Source organism: Bacteroides sp. D55t1_190419_B8, assembly GCF_015558905.1.
GTDB lineage: Bacteria > Bacteroidota > Bacteroidia > Bacteroidales > Bacteroidaceae > Bacteroides > Bacteroides vicugnae.
The window spans coordinates 258,678-275,281 of the sequence record NZ_JADMOU010000002.1; the positions used below are offsets into that span (position 1 = coordinate 258,678).

The 16,604-nt window shown below is 43.3% G+C and carries 9 protein-coding genes; 2 read left to right on the plus strand and 7 right to left on the minus strand.

Annotated features, from left to right (window positions below; all coding sequences use genetic code 11):
* The first annotated feature begins 675 nt into the window (after positions 1-675).
* Both I2I13_RS03245 and I2I13_RS03250 read left to right on the plus strand, forming a co-directional pair.
* Positions 676-1,620, plus strand: coding sequence for a site-specific integrase (locus I2I13_RS03245; protein ID WP_195648754.1), 945 nt, complete (start codon positions 676-678; stop codon positions 1,618-1,620).
* A gap of 349 nt (positions 1,621-1,969) precedes the next feature.
* Positions 1,970-4,246: a PL29 family lyase N-terminal domain-containing protein gene (locus I2I13_RS03250; RefSeq protein ID WP_195648755.1), complete on the plus strand. Its 2,277-nt coding sequence runs from the start codon at positions 1,970-1,972 to the stop codon at positions 4,244-4,246.
* Positions 4,247-4,399: 153 nt separating this feature from the next.
* On the opposite strand, the gene I2I13_RS03255 is transcribed toward I2I13_RS03250, so the two are convergent.
* From I2I13_RS03255 to I2I13_RS03285, 7 genes are all read right to left on the minus strand, one after another.
* Positions 4,400-8,467, minus strand: a complete 4,068-nt coding sequence (locus tag I2I13_RS03255) for a two-component regulator propeller domain-containing protein (protein ID WP_195648756.1) — start codon at positions 8,465-8,467, stop codon at positions 4,400-4,402.
* Positions 8,464-8,943 carry a pyridoxamine 5'-phosphate oxidase family protein gene (locus tag I2I13_RS03260; RefSeq protein WP_195648757.1) on the minus strand — a complete coding sequence of 160 codons (480 nt, stop codon included), beginning with the start codon at positions 8,941-8,943 and terminating at the stop codon, positions 8,464-8,466. The genes I2I13_RS03255 and I2I13_RS03260 overlap by 4 nt, the downstream gene beginning before the upstream one ends.
* 290 nt (positions 8,944-9,233) lie before the next feature.
* On the minus strand, positions 9,234-11,390 hold the full coding sequence (rnr, locus tag I2I13_RS03265) for a ribonuclease R (protein ID WP_009001209.1): 2,157 nt from the start codon (positions 11,388-11,390) through the stop codon (positions 9,234-9,236).
* 220 nt (positions 11,391-11,610) lie between these two features.
* The gene (locus tag I2I13_RS03270; protein WP_195648758.1) at positions 11,611-13,188 is read right to left on the minus strand and encodes an FISUMP domain-containing protein; all 1,578 of its coding nucleotides are present in this window, start codon (positions 13,186-13,188) and stop codon (positions 11,611-11,613) included.
* A 55-nt stretch (positions 13,189-13,243) separates the two neighbouring features.
* Positions 13,244-14,296 (minus strand): BACON domain-containing protein, encoded by a 1,053-nt coding sequence (locus tag I2I13_RS03275; protein ID WP_195648759.1) that lies wholly within the window; start codon positions 14,294-14,296, stop codon positions 13,244-13,246.
* A gap of 32 nt (positions 14,297-14,328) precedes the next feature.
* Positions 14,329-15,681 carry a DUF4302 domain-containing protein gene (locus tag I2I13_RS03280; protein ID WP_195648760.1) on the minus strand — a complete coding sequence of 451 codons (1,353 nt, stop codon included), beginning with the start codon at positions 15,679-15,681 and terminating at the stop codon, positions 14,329-14,331.
* Positions 15,682-15,693: 12 nt separating this feature from the next.
* A complete protein-coding gene (locus I2I13_RS03285; protein WP_195648761.1) occupies positions 15,694-16,596 on the minus strand; it encodes a putative zinc-binding metallopeptidase in 903 nt (300 codons plus the stop codon).
* Positions 16,597-16,604 lie beyond the last annotated feature (8 nt).

Below are 16,604 nucleotides of genomic sequence, written 5' to 3' on the forward strand. Positions count from 1 at the left end.
ATCGGATTTACATTTTCCGCCTCATTATCCTGCAAGTATACAAAAAAATGGCATATTAGCACATTATTAAACCGGTTATGACAGAAAAGGCAGCAAACAAAAAAGTCCGGTACATTCTTTCCAATTTATATTTTGCATATTGGTTGTTTTTTGAAATTTTCATCAAAGATACCCCATGCGTCCGAAGTCTCCTAACCCATCCGACTTGTTTGGTTGTGTTTCATTCTAAATTGCCATGCAGATACGTTAACGTCTCCTTTCCGATGTCCGGACGAGGCCGAAAAGCCAGAGAAAGCAAAAATGCAGGTTCCGTTTCAGGCAAATGAAGCCTCTGAATGTATCAAACAGAGGCTCTGACGGATGGGTTTAGAGCCTCCATTTGGGGGATAAAAAAGCGTCTTTTTCCTGAACGCATTGCGAAACACTTTTTGAATGCAGATAACTCGCTATATGGCAGGTGCTTACACCTACCTAAAAAAGACCCTCCTGAACACTTACCGGTATTATTATAAATATATAAATAATAAACTATATATATTAAAATATATAGTTCGATTTTTCTATTTTTTGAATCTTTATAACGCAAATCGTATGTGCTAAAATTTATTTGTAGCTTTGCTTTTTTCGAATAAATTCGGCTGTTAAATCAGTTCATAGTAATTATTAAAAAAGTTGATGAAGAAAGAAGATTTGATTTCATTTATGAAAGAAATCGCTGCCGAGTTGCAGCGAAGGGGGAATTTAGGGACTGCTCATGTGTACCGAAGCAGTTTGAATGCAATCCGCACCTTTCTGGGTTCGGACAAGATGCCGTTCCGGCAACTGACGCCCGAATGGTTGAAGCGTTTTGAGAACAGTCTGCGGGAACGTGGATGCAGTTGGAACACAGTGTCTACTTATCTGCGCACCTTGCGGGCGGTCTATAATCGTGCGGTCAGCCAGCGGAAAGCGACGTATGTGCCTCATTTATTCCGTTCGGTTTACACGGGTACGAGGGCGGATCGTCAGCGGGCATTGGATAATGAGGACATGAAGAAAGTGTTCACCCGTTTGGCGACACAATCGGCTGCCACTACTGCCATGCGCACCGCACAGGATTGGTTTATCCTGATGTTCCTGCTCCGCGGATTGCCGTTCGTCGATCTGGCTTATCTACGCAAGAACGATTTGAAGGAGAATGTTATCACGTATCGACGCAGGAAGACAGGTCGTACATTGTCCGTCACACTGACAACGGAAGCAATGTTTCTGTTGCAGCGGTATATGAATCGGGATGTCGCTTCTCCCTATCTGTTTCCCATCCTGCGGAGTGGCGAGGGAACGGAAGGAGCATACCGGGAATATCAGTTGGCATTGCGGGGATTCAATCACCAGTTGGCTTTATTGGGTGAACTGTTGGGAATCAAAGGCAGGCTAAGTTCTTATGCTGCCCGCCATACATGGGCTACGACTGCTTATTATTGCGAAATCCATCCGGGAGTGATCTCCGAAGCGATGGGACATTCGTCCATCACGGTAACAGAAACCTACCTGAAGCCATTCCACAGTAAGAAAATAGATGATGCGAACAGGAGGATTATTGATTTCGTAGAGCAGTCGATAGGGATAGCAATTGCTTGACAAATAGGATGTTACTTCGTAGGTAACGGGACTCTGAATATGCAGCAAAAGTATGCATATTTATTAAAATACGCAAACAGAAACAAACATTATTTCTAACAAATAGTTCTAAAAGGGAAATAACACGAGCAAAACATATCACTTCTTTGCATTAGAGCTTCATCGACATCTAAAATTTGCAAAAGATATTCTCCCCCTACTATTCTCCTGAAAGGCAGGGGCGGAGAGTTTAATTACTATTTTTTATTTTCCATGTATCATTTACCTTTCAACAGGCGTAAACAAAGGTTTTTCCGTTACCTACGAAGTAACGGGACATTCTCAAATTATTAACTAAAGCAACAAAACAATGAAGAAATTCAGACATTACGCCTTACTACTAGTTATGGTAATGGCAGTATTCGGTTGTTCAAAAGACTATGACGACACCGCTATCAAGAACGACATTAGCGATCTTCAGTCGAGAGTGGAAAAGTTGGAAACATGGTGCACCACCGTCAACTCTCAAATCAGCGCTTTGCAAGTATTGGTCACCGCGTTGGAAGCGAACGACTACGTGACAGGAGTTTCACTCACATCCGATGGTTACACTATCACTTTCTCCAAGAGCGAAACCATCACTATTAACAACGGCAAGGATGGAGACAAAGGAGCGGACGGTGTAACTCCTGTGATCGGAGTAGACAAATTCGAAGGAGAATACTACTGGACGGTAAAGATTGGTACCGCTGACGCCACTTGGATGCTCGACGCCAACAACAACAAGATTCGCACCACTGGCGATAAAGGGGCGGACGGAAGCGCAGGAGTAGCCGGAACTTCCCCTGTATTGAGCGTAGCTACAGACACCGACGGCAAAGTTTATTGGAAAGTAAACGGCGAATGGATGTTGAACGACGATGGAAAGAAAGTACAGGCAACAGGTGATAAAGGCGACAAGGGCGCAACAGGTTCAGCAGGTGCTGCCGGAGCAGACGGTGCACAAGGCGATGCCGTATTTGCCGCAGACGGTGTAACGGTAGACAAAACCAAAGGCACGGTAACCTTTACTCTTGCAGGTGAAGACGGTGCAACATTCACCCTGCCGATGGCAAGCGAAATGAAGATCTTCGACAGTTTCACTACCTTTATCGCTAAAGCCAATAAAAATCTAACTTTGGCTTTGAATATAAAGAAAGGCAGCTACACAGCTATCAAGGCTGAAATCACGAATAATTGTGGCACAGGCATCGACTTTGTGAAACCTGCTGCTACCCGTGTTGCTACTACTGCCTGGAGCGTAACATTGACTGAACCTACTTTCAAAACTGACGGAACGATTGATGCTAACGGAACTGTTGCATTCCAATTCCCCGCTGGTATTACCGATGGTGAATTTGCGTTGCTGAAAGTGACGGTAATTGACACTAACGGACAGGAACATGCAGCGACACGTATCATAGAATACAGTTCGGAAATAGATTTAATCAGTATATCCCTTACGGATCAAACGGTGAGTGAAGGCGAAAAAGTAACGCTCGCTCCTACTTTTAATCCTACCAATGCCAGCAATAAGAATGTGACATGGAGCAGTAGCAATACGGCTGTAGCTACAGTAAATGCAAATACAGGCGAAGTGGAAGGCAAAACCGCAGGTACAGCTACGATAACCGCTACTTCTGTTGCCGACAGCAGTATAAAGGCTACTTGCGTGATAAACGTAACCTCGGGACCGACATTTGAGAATGAAGGTACACCCGGTATTGATGGGTCGAGTTGGGAAAAGGCTTATACAATTAAAACCAAAAAACAATTGGCGCTATTGGCTACCCGTGTAAAAAAAGAAAATAGTAAATGGGGCTCCAAGTTTTATAAGATGATTGCTGACATTGATTTGGGAGCTACTAATACAGAGGCATGGACTCCGATTGGAGGAAATGGTTTCGAGTTTAATGGTCATTTTGATGGTGGTAATTTCACAGTGGGCGGAAAGCTGATTGCGGATGTATTAGAGAGCCATTTTGGGATATTCGGATTAAGTGGAAGAGACTCTGAAATTAAAAATCTCAACTTCTCCGGAACGATGGATGCAACATCAGCTACTTCTTTATCTGTTGCAGGTAGTATAATAGGTTTGGCAAGAGGTGATATTATGCATTGCAGTAATTCTGGAAATTTGACTACTGTAGAAGGAAAGTTAGGTGGGATAGCCGGGGCAAATGCGAAGCCGTGTATCGCTTGTTCCAATAGTGGTCGTTTGCAGGGGAATGATCAAGTTTTTGGTGTATCTAATAGTGCAATAGGTTGTAAGAACACAGCTGCAAGCATTAGTGGTAAATCGTATGTAGGAGGAATTTCAGGATTTAATGATGTTGTAATTGCTTGTTGGAGCTCTACTACGACTATCACTGGTTCTTATCCTGGTGCAATCATCGGTTTCGCAGCAGCAGGAACTACTGGTTGTTATTGGAAAGAAGCCAGTGGACTGAAAGGTTGTTTTGGGGGACCAATGACCAACAGTGGTTCTTTCACCAGCAACACCCCTACAGCAGATCAGATTGCAGCCATGAATGCAGCTTGGGAAGTAGCTCAACCTACTGGTCGCGAATATAAGTTTGATGCCAATGGGGACATCGTAAAGCTTTAATAAATAATACTTTCATCAGCCGGGCAGGAGTAAAAACTGCCCGGCTTTTTTGTTTTCTCGATCTTTCTTTTCTTTCTATCAAATAAGGACGTATTTGGATAAAAATCGACAACTTGATATTATTCAGGGAACTTTAATGAATGATGGGGAACCTTAAAGAAACTTGCTTGGAGACACTCCGTAATGCTTCTTGAATGCTGTACTAAAGTATTTGGAATCTGTGAAACCAACCAAAAGAGCGACTTCCTGCACCGGAATCTGCTGTTTTAATAGATTGGCAGCTTCTGTCATGCGCATGAGTTTGATAAATTCGTTAGGCGCTTGCCCTGTCAGGGCTTTCAGTTTTTCGTAGAATATAGTACGGCTTAATGCCAGCTCACGGGAGAGCTGGTTGATGGTGAAATCCGGGTTGGCCAGATTTTCTGTAACGAGCTTTGTGCAACGTTCCAAAAACTCTTTGTCCATGGGAGATAGGAGGTTGGCACATTCGGTATCCTCTTTCTTTTCGCTTTGCCCCGTAGCAGGAATGGAATTGAGCGAATGAGAAAGAAAATACTGCCGCATAATCTTGCGGTTCTGTAATACTCCTTTTATTTTAGTCTTCAGGATCTCCGTATCAAAAGGTTTGGTGAGATAATCGTCCGCTCCGCTTTCCAATCCTTCGAGGATGGCGTCTTTCTCCGTTTTGGCTGTCAATAGGATGACGGGGATATGCGAGGTGGTGAAGTCCGATTTGAGCTGGCGACACAATTCGTCCCCTTGAATGCCCGGCATCATGACGTCGGAGATAATCAAGTCTACTGATGCCCCTTGCAGATATTCCAGTGCCGATTCTCCGTCGGGTTTGTCGATGACGGTGTAGATGGAAGAAAATGTCTTTTTGAGGTAGAAACGCAGATCGTCGTTGTCCTCTACAATCAAAATTCGTTCTTTGGCAGTATGGGCTGTCTGGTTCGGCTCGTTTTCATCGTATCGGTCTGTATGCTGAACGGCTCCTGTTTTCCGGTCTGTATTTACCTCCGGTGATAGTTCGCTGCTATTGTCTTCTGTGGATATATCCGTTAGGAAGGTAGATAGAGGAGATGTTTTCCCCGACAGGATGTAGCGTGCCAGATGGCGGTTCCCTTTTCGGAAAGTGAGCAGGAAGGTGGAACCTTCGCCTTCGTTGCTGGTAAAGGAGATGTTTCCTTTATGTAGTTTCATCAGGCGACGGGTCAGCAGTAATCCGATGCCGCTTCCGGTTTCTTTGGAGTTGACGGCATTTTCGGCACGGTAGAAATTGGAGAAGATATACCGTTGTGCTTTACGCGGAATACCGATACCGCTGTCTTTGACTTCTACGGTTATCTTTTTATCATTCTGCTCTATTGTGATTGAAATAGTTCCGCCGGCAGGGGTGTATTTCACTGCATTCGATAACAGGTTATCGAATATTTTGTCTGCTTTGTCTTTATCCATCCAAAGTGAGACGGGGGCTTCGGGCACTGATAATTCCATCCGGATTTGTTTGCTTTCACAAAGGGACTGGAAGTTAAGCACTTTTTCCTGCAAGTATGATTTCAAATCATACTCTGCAACCTGAAGTGTGAGATGTGTTGTGTCTATCTTCTGGAAGTCGAGTAGTTGCGTGATTAAGTTGTATAGCTTTTCTGTGTTTTTCCGGGCTATCTGGAGGTATCGTTTCCCTTCTCCGGACAGTCCGTCCTCCTTGCTTAGGTCGCTAAGCGGAGCCATGATAAGCGTCACCGGAGTGCGGATGTCATGGGCGGTGTTGATAAAGAACTGTATCTTTTCGGAGAAGTGCTTCTTCTCCATCTTGTTGGCAAAGAAACGCCAGATGAAATAGGTGATACCTGCCAGTAGGATGATGTATATCAGCCAGGCGATTGCTGTGTTCCAGTAAGGCTGCGCAATGTGTATGCGGATGGTTTGCTCGTCTAGTTGTTGTCCGCCGTTTTTGCTCATGCTTTTTACGCGGAACGTATAATTGCCCGGAGGAATATTGGTATAACGGATGCTTAATTCGTTGGTAGGAGCACTCCAGTTTTGTTCGAAACCCTCCAGTTGGTAGCTGTAGTGGATGTCTTGTTGATACTGGTAAGAGACGGAGATAAATGAAATGAGAAAAGAATTCTCGTTGTATTTCAACTCGATCGTTTTTCCTTCGTTCAGCATCCGGTTGAATTGAATCTTTTTCTCTTCGGTCTTTTCACGTGACTTTTGCGGGACTTCGAAGGAAGTGAACAACAAGGGGGCTTCGTAAAGATGACGGGTAAAGTTTTCCGGGTTGAAGCACACTGCGCCGTTGGTACTTCCATAGATGAAGTCCCCATTTTTTAGACGGGTGTAGGACATGAAGTTAAATTCATTTGCCAGTCCGTCGAGGAAGCCAATGTTGGTTATTGTGGGAGAGGGGGAGGTGGTGATGTAAGCCAGTCCTTTGTCTGTGCTAAGCCATAGGTGTCCTTCGTTGTCGGGAAGGATGCTGTATATATAGTTGGAAGGAAGGCCGTCTGCTGTGGAATAGGTGACGGCTTTACCTGTTTTCAGGTCTAATAAGTTGATGCCGCCTCCGTCTGTACCGAACCACACTTTGTCGGGAGTGGGGAAGTACATGGAGTAGATGAAGCTGTTGCTCCGGGTGTCGGCATTGGAGGGGAAGGTGAAATATTGCTTGAAATTGCCGGTTTGTTTGTTCAATAGGTAGAATCCGTTGGCCGTGGCAAGGGCTATCGTGTCTTTGCCGACTGTGGTTATCGAATTTATGAGTGTAATGCCGTACGAGGTGAACTTTTCCGCTTTCCCTGCTTGAGGCGGGGTATATCGGATGAGGTTGCCATACATGCCGCCAAACCATAAGTCCTTGTTGTTGTCTTCTACGATTGAGTAAATATAGTTCGTTGTTAATGTGCCCGGATGTTCGGTGGTGAGATGTTGGCGGATACCTGTATGTTTGTTGAGGCAGTAGATGCCTGTGCCGTAACCTCCGGTCCATACATTTCCGTTTTCATCGTTACAGAGAGTCAGGAATACGTTTTCTTTCAGGAAGTGTTTCCAGGTACCGGACTTTAGCAGGTGTACACTGATTCCCTGGTTGGTGGCATACCATAAGTCGCCTTCATGATCTTCGAGGATAGCGTTGACGTGGTTGTTTATCAGTGATTGCGGGTTTTTGTATTCATGTTGGGTAAGTTCGAAGAGATATTTCTTCGGATTGGCATAGGCTACACCTCCTGTATAACTGCCGATCCATAGATTGGAAGAACTGTCTTTGCAGAGGGCATAAATGCCGTTTCCTTTCAGTTCCCCTTCTTCTTCCAGATTCGCATTGAGGAAAGACCAGGAGTGTCCGGCATCACGGGTGGCTGCATAGACACCTGCTCCGTCTACTCCCAGTAATAATGTTTGTGGGTCGTAAGGGATGATGGAACGGTAGGGGAGGTGTGGCAGCTGGTTCAGTGATTCGTTCGACAGGAAGTCTCCGGTGCGGGTGTCCTGCACTTTTATCCCGGAGTTGAAAGTTCCTATCCAGAGCAAATGGGTCGTGGAATCGTAGAAGACGGACTGGATATAACATTCGGGCAATAGGGCGGTAACTGTTCCATTTTGCTGGTTGCGTTCGTACAATCCTTCGGTAGTGGCAATATACAGAGTTTCGTCGGATGGCGAGAAATAGAGGGTGTTGATACATTTCTTTTCTAGTATATTCTCCATGTGCCGGTTGGTGCTGTCGTAGCAGAACAAACCGTTTTTCAATCCGAACCAGAAACGGTCGGACGAATCGATGAAAAGATTGTTGAGAAAGATTCCGCTTTCCGTTAGTTTCGCTACGTCAATCTCCAGCGTGAAGGCATCGGAGATGGGATCATATTTGAATACTTTACCGGCACTTGTATATGCCCGGAGTGTCTCGTGTGAGTCTTTCGTGAGGTAGATCATACGTCCGGCTCCGTCAACGATGATGTCTTCGCCGAAAAGGCTGTAATTTTTTACGGTTCTTCCGTTGAAGCAGTCCACCCCTGAACGCGTAGAAATCCAGATGAAGCCTTTCTTATCTTCGAGGATGGAGAATACGCGCTGGTTGCTTAATCCTTCCTTGGTGGTGAGGTATTGATAGGTAAAAGAGTGGCTGTTTACCTGCTTTTCTGATTGTGCGAAAATGGAAAGGGCGGGTAACAGAAGGAAGATGGTCAACAGGCAGAGAGCCGGAAACCGTTTCATGACTTTTCGTTGGCTCGCAAACCGAAGACTTTTCCTGTCATCTGCTCGATGGGCACTTGCCATACTTTGACATTGCGCACGGCAGGTTCGGAATAGTTGAACTCGCTATCTGTGTAATGACGCATGATAATATCCAATACCCGGCGTTTTTCATCCATATCTTCTATGAATGTCACTTTGCCACGGCACATGGCGCTTTCGGAACGCATACTGTAACTGCACGCTACTTTCTCGTGCTGATATACGAGTTTATGACCGACGCTGAAAGTGATGCAGACATTATTATTATGTTCCAACATCTCCAACTTGCTGCCTTCGGGACCCGAATGAAGGTATAGGATGCCATTCTCATAACCGAAGTTCATCGGAACTACGTAGGGATTACCTTCTAAATCTGTGATACCTACAAAGCAGGCATCGCAATGGAGGATAATGGACTCGATTCGTTGTTTGTCTTCGATAATGACAGTTTTCATAGATTATAATAGTAAGAATAATTAAAATGAGATGCTAAAGTACAGACTTACGATTGATTACACAAATCTATGCAGACTTTTTTCTCGTTGTCTTTGTTGGTTTGTGTAGTTGGTAACGGAGTCTGTTGGTATGTTATGGGAAGTTGGCTCGCTTTGTGTTTTGAATAAAGGGTGTATCTAATGACAGAATTATAGGTCTTTCTGACATTGGATACACCCTTCAATTCTTTTCAGTTTTACCTGATGGAATGAATTCGGCTTTTCAGCTTTACTTCTTTATAGGGTCAAACTTATTTTTCTATTAGTTCAAAATCCAGCTGTTTCTTTTCCAGATTAGCGCGGGCTACGCGAACGGTGATAGCGTCTCCCAGACTATAGATCTTATTTTTGCGACGTCCGCGAAGACAATAGTTCTTTTCATCGAATTCGTAATAATCGTCGTCCAGATCACGGACAGGAACCAGACCTTCGCATTTGTTCTCGTTCAGTTCTACGTAGAGCCCCCATTCGGTGACGCCGGAGATAACGCCGTCATAAATCTGTCCCAGACGTTCGCTCATGAATTCCACTTGTTTGTATTTGATGGAAGCGCGTTCAGCGTTGGCTGCAATTTGTTCCATGTTTGAACTGTGGTCGCAGAGGTCTTCGTATTTAGCTTCGGATACACTGCGTCCTCCGTCCATATACTTCGTTACCAGACGGTGTACCATCATGTCCGGGAAACGGCGGATGGGTGAAGTAAAGTGGGTGTAATATTCGAATGCCAGTCCGTAGTGACCGATGTTGTGAGTCGAATAACGGGCTTTTTGCATGGCACGGATAGATACGGTTTCAATCAGGTTCTCTTCTTTCTTTCCGTGTATGTCGTCCAGCAGGTGGTTGATGGATTTTGAAATATCCGTCTTCGTTCCGCTTGTGCGTACTTTGTAGCCGAAGCGGGCGATGAATTGTGACAGATTCTCCAGTTTCTCCGGATCGGGAAGATCGTGGATACGGTAAGGAAGCACTTTGGGCTTTTTATTTTTAGGAACTTTACCGACGAATTCTGCCACTGTTCTGTTGGCAAGCAACATGAATTCTTCTACCAGTTTATTGGCGTCTTTTGATTCTTTGAAATATACGCTGATTGGTTTTCCTTTCTCGTCAATTTCAAATTTCACCTCGTAGCGGTCGAAGTTGATGGCTCCTGCCGCGAAGCGTTTTTCACGAAGTGCTTTGGCAATGGTATCTAGTGTGAGTACTTCTTCTTTGTAGTCTCCTTCTTTGGTTTCAATAATCTGCTGCGCCTCTTCGTAAGTGAAACGGCGGTCGGAATTGATGACTGTGTGCACGATGCGCGAGTCTCTGACTTCTCCCTTTTCAGTAATATCAAAGATGACGGAGAAGGCAAGTTTTTCTTCATTCGGACGGAGTGAACAGATGAAGTTACACAACCGTTCGGGAAGCATCGGGATGGTACGGTCTACCAGATAAACGGAGGTTGCCCGCTTCTCTGCTTCTTTGTCGATGATTCCTCCTTCTTTTACGTAATGTGTCACGTCGGCGATGTGCACACCTACTTCCCATAATCCGTCTTTCAGTTTGCGGATAGAAAGTGCGTCGTCAAAGTCTTTGGCGTCTTTCGGGTCGATGGTGAAAGTGGTGGTCTTGCGGAAATCTTCGCGTTTGGCAATTTCTTCTGCTGAAATCTCGGCAGGTATCTTGTCTGCGGCTGTTTCCACAGCTTTAGGATATACGTACGGCAAGCCGAATTCTGCAAGAATGGCGTGCATTTCCGTAGTGTTATCACCGGCTTGGCCTAATATGTCTATTACTTGTCCGATAGGATTCTTTGCTTTATCCGGCCATTCGGTTACTTTCACGATGGCTTTATCGCCGGTCTTTCCGCCTTTCAGCTTGTCTTTCGGAATAAAGATGTCATTGGCAAGTGTACGGTTTTCCGTCACCAGGAATGCATAGGATTTAGCTACTTCCAGCGTTCCGACGAAAGTATCGTTGGCACGTTCCAGTATTTCTATTACTTCGCCCTCGGCATCTTTGTTCTTGCGTTTGGCATAGAAGGTGATCTTTACTTTGTCATTGTTCATGGCATGTGCCGAGTTACGTTCGGCCACAAATATCGGTTCACCTCCTCCTTCGGGGATAAATGAGTTTTTGCCATTGCTCTTCCGTTGGAAAGTACCCACCATCTCTGTTCCATGGTTATTGAGACGGAACTTCCCTTTTTCTATTTCGGAAATATAATCGTCATCCAAAAGGTCATGTAGTATATCAACGCATAGCATTTTCTGCGGATGGGTGGTGAGACGCAATTCCGAGAAAATATATTTCATACTCAAGGTCTCGTTCGGTTTGGCATGGAAAAAGTCTATCAATAATGCTGCCAGCTCTTTCTTACTCATTCTTTTGCCGGCCTTTTTCTCTTTCTTTTCTTTCTTTTTCGCCATAATGTTGTCTTTTAAAAATATGTAGTTACAAAGATATAGGAATATTTTCCTTATGGAAACTTTGAAGAAAGAAAAATCTATCTTGAGTGAGAATCTGGATAAGAAAGAAAAGAGTTGTTTCCTTTAAATTAAGGAAGCAACTCTTTTCATGAACAATAAATGCTAAACTTTATTTGTTAGAGAGAATTTAGCAGGAAAAGCTCGCTCGCTTTATTCTTGATTATTTTCTAACGCAGCGGATACAATGACCAAAATTAAAAGTATGAGTATCAGTTGGCATCCCTGTACTGGCATTGGCCAGACGATAGTAATGTGGAACATCTTGTCTTGCCAGCAGATCTCTTGTTTTTGTTGTACTCCAGAAATAAATGTCAGTGCCACTTCCTGAATCTCCGGTGGCCGAGGTGTAATACCCGCTGGATAATGCATTAAATCCGGTAATGTTTGTCCCTTTATTGGTACTCCAATAAGAAGAGGAAGATGATTTCAGCTTCGTGCCATAAGGTGTGCCTATATATTTTCTCAACTTATTCCATTCGTCATCAGATGGAACAATCCATCCTTCCGGTGCAAGACCTGCTTCGTTATACATTGTATATCCATGATAGTAGGCTCCGTGAATGAGGAAGGTTTGTGTGTCAGCGAATGGTAACCGATATGCTCCTGTTGTATTTGCATCCCATTCTTTTCCATCTGTTACACGCGGAATCTCGGTTCCGTTCAAATAACTTTGTGCTTTTAGATTTTCAGCCATCCAATATTGTGTACCGATCTTAACTATTTTGTAACTGAATTTAGTGTCGTTAGGACGAGTATCTATTAACAAATCTGCCTCAACCGTGGTTTTAATAGGAGAGGCTGCTGTTGTAGTTGTAGAGAAATTACCATCAGCCAGATAGACTTTAGATATTGTAGACGCTGTTCCGGCAGTATAGGTACATGTGTTGGTTTCTACATCCCAGACAATGCTTCCACCATCTTCAACGGCAAGTCCTTTGGCTAAATTCGTTTTACCGTCTTCTGCTACCGGATAAATGACAACCATTCGTTTGTCAGTAGAGCCTGTCTTGATATACTCCCAACAAATCTCTGCTACTTTTACATTTTGATACATCGCTTTCTGAACATCTCCAGTCTCAAAGTCTGTCGGTATTTCAATAGCATATATAGGAGCTGCTCCTTGTTGTGTGACTTCAAATGTCTTTGGAGTGAGAGTAGCATCTTCTCCATAACTAATCGTAATAGTAGTCTTACGTTCTGCATTGACTGTGTAAGCTTCTGCTGAAACAGTCAGTTTATTTCCCTCTTGTGACAAGAGACACCAAGTATCGGCGGCAGGGCGGCTAGCGTTCCAGGAACCGGTATTGGTAGTGACAGTCAATTCAACGGCAGTTCCTGCTGCATCCAGAGCTACTGGTGTGCCTGTGATTTCGAGAGATGGATCTGCTGCTTTTTGTGTTACTTTAATTTCTTGTATTTTGGCATTAGTACCAATACCAGCGGTCACTGTAACCAATGTTGAACGCGATGTGATTGTTTCATTGGTGGATGCACTGATCTTTAATGTATTACCATTCATCTTTAGAGTACACCAGCTATCCAGTTCAGGACGTGTAGCAGTCCATTCCGATTGGTTCGTGTTAATTTCAATAGACTCTTCTCCGCCGGCAGCTAAGATTGTGACAGAATTGGAAGATACTGTCATTGCGGGTGCATCGTCATCTTTATCACCACAACTTGTGATGACACAAAGCGCTAGTAAAGCACTAAAGAAAAAGTTTACATACTTCGTTGTCATACTGTAAATTATTAAAAGATTAATATTAGTCGTTTATTTTAAATGCTTCTTCCGGTCAGAAGAAGAAACAGTTACTCATAAGTCTCAAATGACCCTGGAAAGTGTCGAGACTGGGGTTTCCGAGGAAACCGGCAAATGATATTTTGCTTACTACTTCACCTGCTACGCCTCCGTTATCAGCGAATGCAAGTACAAAGGAACCATCGGATAAGAAGACAGGAATAAGTCCGATACTGTTGTCGGCTGTCCATAAAGGGAATCCTATATTATCCACAATGCAGAAATATACGTTCATTGGTACAATAGATGAAACATAAACACCTACTTCCTGTCCGGTTATCACAAACATATTATTCTGATAGGTAGCCTGTACTTTATAATCATAAACACTGGTCTTATAGAGGCCGGAAATAGTGTATATTCCATTTTCATCTGCAGCTGAAATTGAGATATCAGGTAAGCTGTATTGACTTCCTTGGTTAACGTATGTTCCTTTCCAACTACCAACGAAATTTTCGGCACCATATTGTAATACCTGATAAGTTAACGTGCGTTCTCCTGATGTTATAGTCACATCACTGCCTCGTGCTTTCCCTGTATTATTGGCGCTGACAATGAAGCTTCCGCCACTGCCATCCGTTGAATGGGTGAATGATAACCAGCTCTTATTCTTTTCAGGGATGGTGACCTGTATAGGAAACGAACTCGACAATTTGATAGGTAATACTGCTGCCTGATTATTGGTGCTTTGTATTTGCTCGGCTTTATTATAAGTGAGTATGGCACCTTCCTGGATGAGAGTAGCCTGTTTGGTCTGGCTACCGTTTGTGATGATGATCTGGGCAGAACGGCCCGGATAGTCTCTGTTTTCCTGTACAGAAAGCTTAACGGTTTCTGTAGTCACTTCTGTGACCTGACACCATTCTACGTCTGATGTAGCTTTTACTTCCCCGGTAGCCTGTATTTGTATACTTGCTTCTCCACCGATCGCTTTCAGATTAAGATCTGTTTGAATGATAGTTAGAGATGGAGAGATGGTGTCGTCATCATGGCAACTGATAACGGTGAAGCAGAGGACGAATAGGAATATGTTTATTACTTTTTTCATATTTTGATCTGTCTGTTTACTTAAACTTAATTTCAATAAGGCATTAACTGGATGGAATCCATCCAATTTAGATATCCGAGGTATGTACTGCCGGTGATTTTATTAGAACTGTAAGCAGTCAGTACGAGAGAGGTAGCCGGTGATCCTACTATTGAACTGAAGAATGTATTATATTCAACGAAAGATAGAATACCATCTGCCGACGCTTCTGCAACTAGACCGTAATCTGTATCTACATACGATGTGATATAACCAAAATTAGCATCCATGTGAGCAGGTAATGCATAAGTTTCGTTATTCCCCAAGATGTATGTTCCGTAAAACTGTCCGATAGAGCCGGGTTGTTGCGGCTTTATGACTAATTTGCCAATTGATTTTTCGTAAGTCACCACAATATCTGCATCCAGATCGGAGCCTGTCATTACATAGCTTTCCTGATCTACTTTCCGCTTCAACTGCACAATGAAAGGCATAGCGTCTACAAAATTGAAAGTGCCGTCATCATTTACTTTGAGAGTCTTGTAATAGAAATAATAGAATCCGGTATAATCTTCATATTTTTTGTATCCGGCAGGATAGACTCCCTCCATGCTGACGTGTTCGGCTCCTGCATCTGTACAAGTAAATGTCATTCTGGTTTTGTTCCATTTGAAATTCTGTAACGCTTTCCCTCCGATAATGATGGGTTGGCGAAAGCGGAAACCATCTGTTGTGTAGGCAAATGCTGCATCTTGAGATTCTGTTTGAGTGGAAATATTGAAAACGTGTGAAAAACGTTCCACTTCTCCCACTTTTTCTCCACCTGCTTTTAATATGTAAGTGTTGAGGAATGCTTCATTGGCTATCTGGTTCAGATTGTTGATATATGTGTTCCAATCAATATCTGCCGGCATTGGAGTCATAACCATTTCATTCCGATATTTCTTTCCCTGCAATACGATCTCATTTTCGGAAGCACTCATGATTGCAAATTCATAGTCACCTTGGAAGTTACTGTTTTGGCTTAAGATTGGTGTGGAGAAGCAATGCAGTAATTCATTGAAAGTGTCAAATGTTAATATGGTGCTTTGTTCGGAGACCACTTTGTAAAGTGAAGTAATTTTAACTCCCGGTTTGGTGGTTGTAGAGCCGATTTCAGATATAATGCTCACATTTTTACCATCAAATTTGCAGAGTAATGTAATTCCTCCCATTGAATAGTTCTTTCCGGCATAATATTCTAACTTCCAACCGTTAGGCGCATTTTTTAATAATTCGTTGCATCGTTCTACATCTGATGTAGCCCGATTGGCGGAGGAATCATCGAAATAACTGTCTTCTTGATATAGACATGACTGCAAGCTTATGCATATCGAAGCTAACAGGAAATATAGTATTTTCTTCATAATCATAAACTTTTATTCAATGGTACTTAAGTTTAGTTCCGGGATTTCTTGCTGCCGGCGCAATACAATATCACGCAAGTCATCAAGGTTAATCCCCCAGATTTCAAGCATATAGGTATAAACGATTGTGAACTTTTCATTTATAATACTTGCACCCTCTTCTCCCGCTTTGGCCAGCATATTATTCCAGTAGGCTTCGCTGTGTGTGACATACATCGCTATATTTTCTACAAAGTCTTCACGAGCTTCACTCATTGAGTAAGCTGTAACAAAGCCTTTTTTCCATGCTTTGGTATTCCCACCATCCCGGTCTGTTTCCTGATACCAGTCTGTTCCTATGTATTTCCCTTCACAGATTCTATCGAATGAGGGATCATAGTTTCGCTTCTGATGTAGGATATGTGCAAACTCATGGTGCATTGTCTCAAAATAGTATTTATTGAGCATGTCTATGTCTATTTCGTTCGGGTCAAGATCATTGACATTATAAAGGGTGATTTTCTTTCCTCCTTCGGCTGTACCAAGAACCATCGTGCCACTACTGTCGTAAGCCGGAGAGCCTATCAGGTGAAACGTTTTGGGTACGTATGAACGTACGAAATTGGGGCCTGCCAATTCGGTATAGGCTTCCATCCATACATGCTTGATGATTTTGGATAGCATGACTGATTTATCGTATTCGGCCGGTACTAACTTATATTTCTGATCGCTTTCGATATCTTGCATCCGATACTTGAAGTCGATGTTGTATGGATATGTGTAATTTTTCAGTAACCATAGGTCGAAAGCATTCTCTTCTATGGCCGGAGTATCGGTGAAAATGCTGTGACTGGTATCAATATCGTCGTCATTGTTACAAGCTACAAGGCTGAAGCTTATCATGCATAATAAAGTATATATGATCTGTTTTTTCATATTTCTCC

Bases quoted from the DNA above. Each gene is read 5' to 3' on its own strand.
- I2I13_RS03245 (WP_195648754.1), top strand. From the start codon at position 676: ATGAAGAAAGAAGATTTGATTTCATTTATGAAAGAAATCGCTGCCGAG.
- I2I13_RS03250 (WP_195648755.1), top strand. From the start codon at position 1,970: ATGAAGAAATTCAGACATTACGCCTTACTACTAGTTATGGTAATGGCA.
- I2I13_RS03255 (WP_195648756.1), bottom strand. From the start codon at position 8,467: ATGAAACGGTTTCCGGCTCTCTGCCTGTTGACCATCTTCCTTCTGTTA.
- I2I13_RS03260 (WP_195648757.1), bottom strand. From the start codon at position 8,943: ATGAAAACTGTCATTATCGAAGACAAACAACGAATCGAGTCCATTATC.
- rnr (WP_009001209.1), bottom strand. From the start codon at position 11,390: ATGGCGAAAAAGAAAGAAAAGAAAGAGAAAAAGGCCGGCAAAAGAATG.
- I2I13_RS03270 (WP_195648758.1), bottom strand. From the start codon at position 13,188: ATGACAACGAAGTATGTAAACTTTTTCTTTAGTGCTTTACTAGCGCTT.
- I2I13_RS03275 (WP_195648759.1), bottom strand. From the start codon at position 14,296: ATGAAAAAAGTAATAAACATATTCCTATTCGTCCTCTGCTTCACCGTT.
- I2I13_RS03280 (WP_195648760.1), bottom strand. From the start codon at position 15,681: ATGAAGAAAATACTATATTTCCTGTTAGCTTCGATATGCATAAGCTTG.
- I2I13_RS03285 (WP_195648761.1), bottom strand. From the start codon at position 16,596: ATGAAAAAACAGATCATATATACTTTATTATGCATGATAAGCTTCAGC.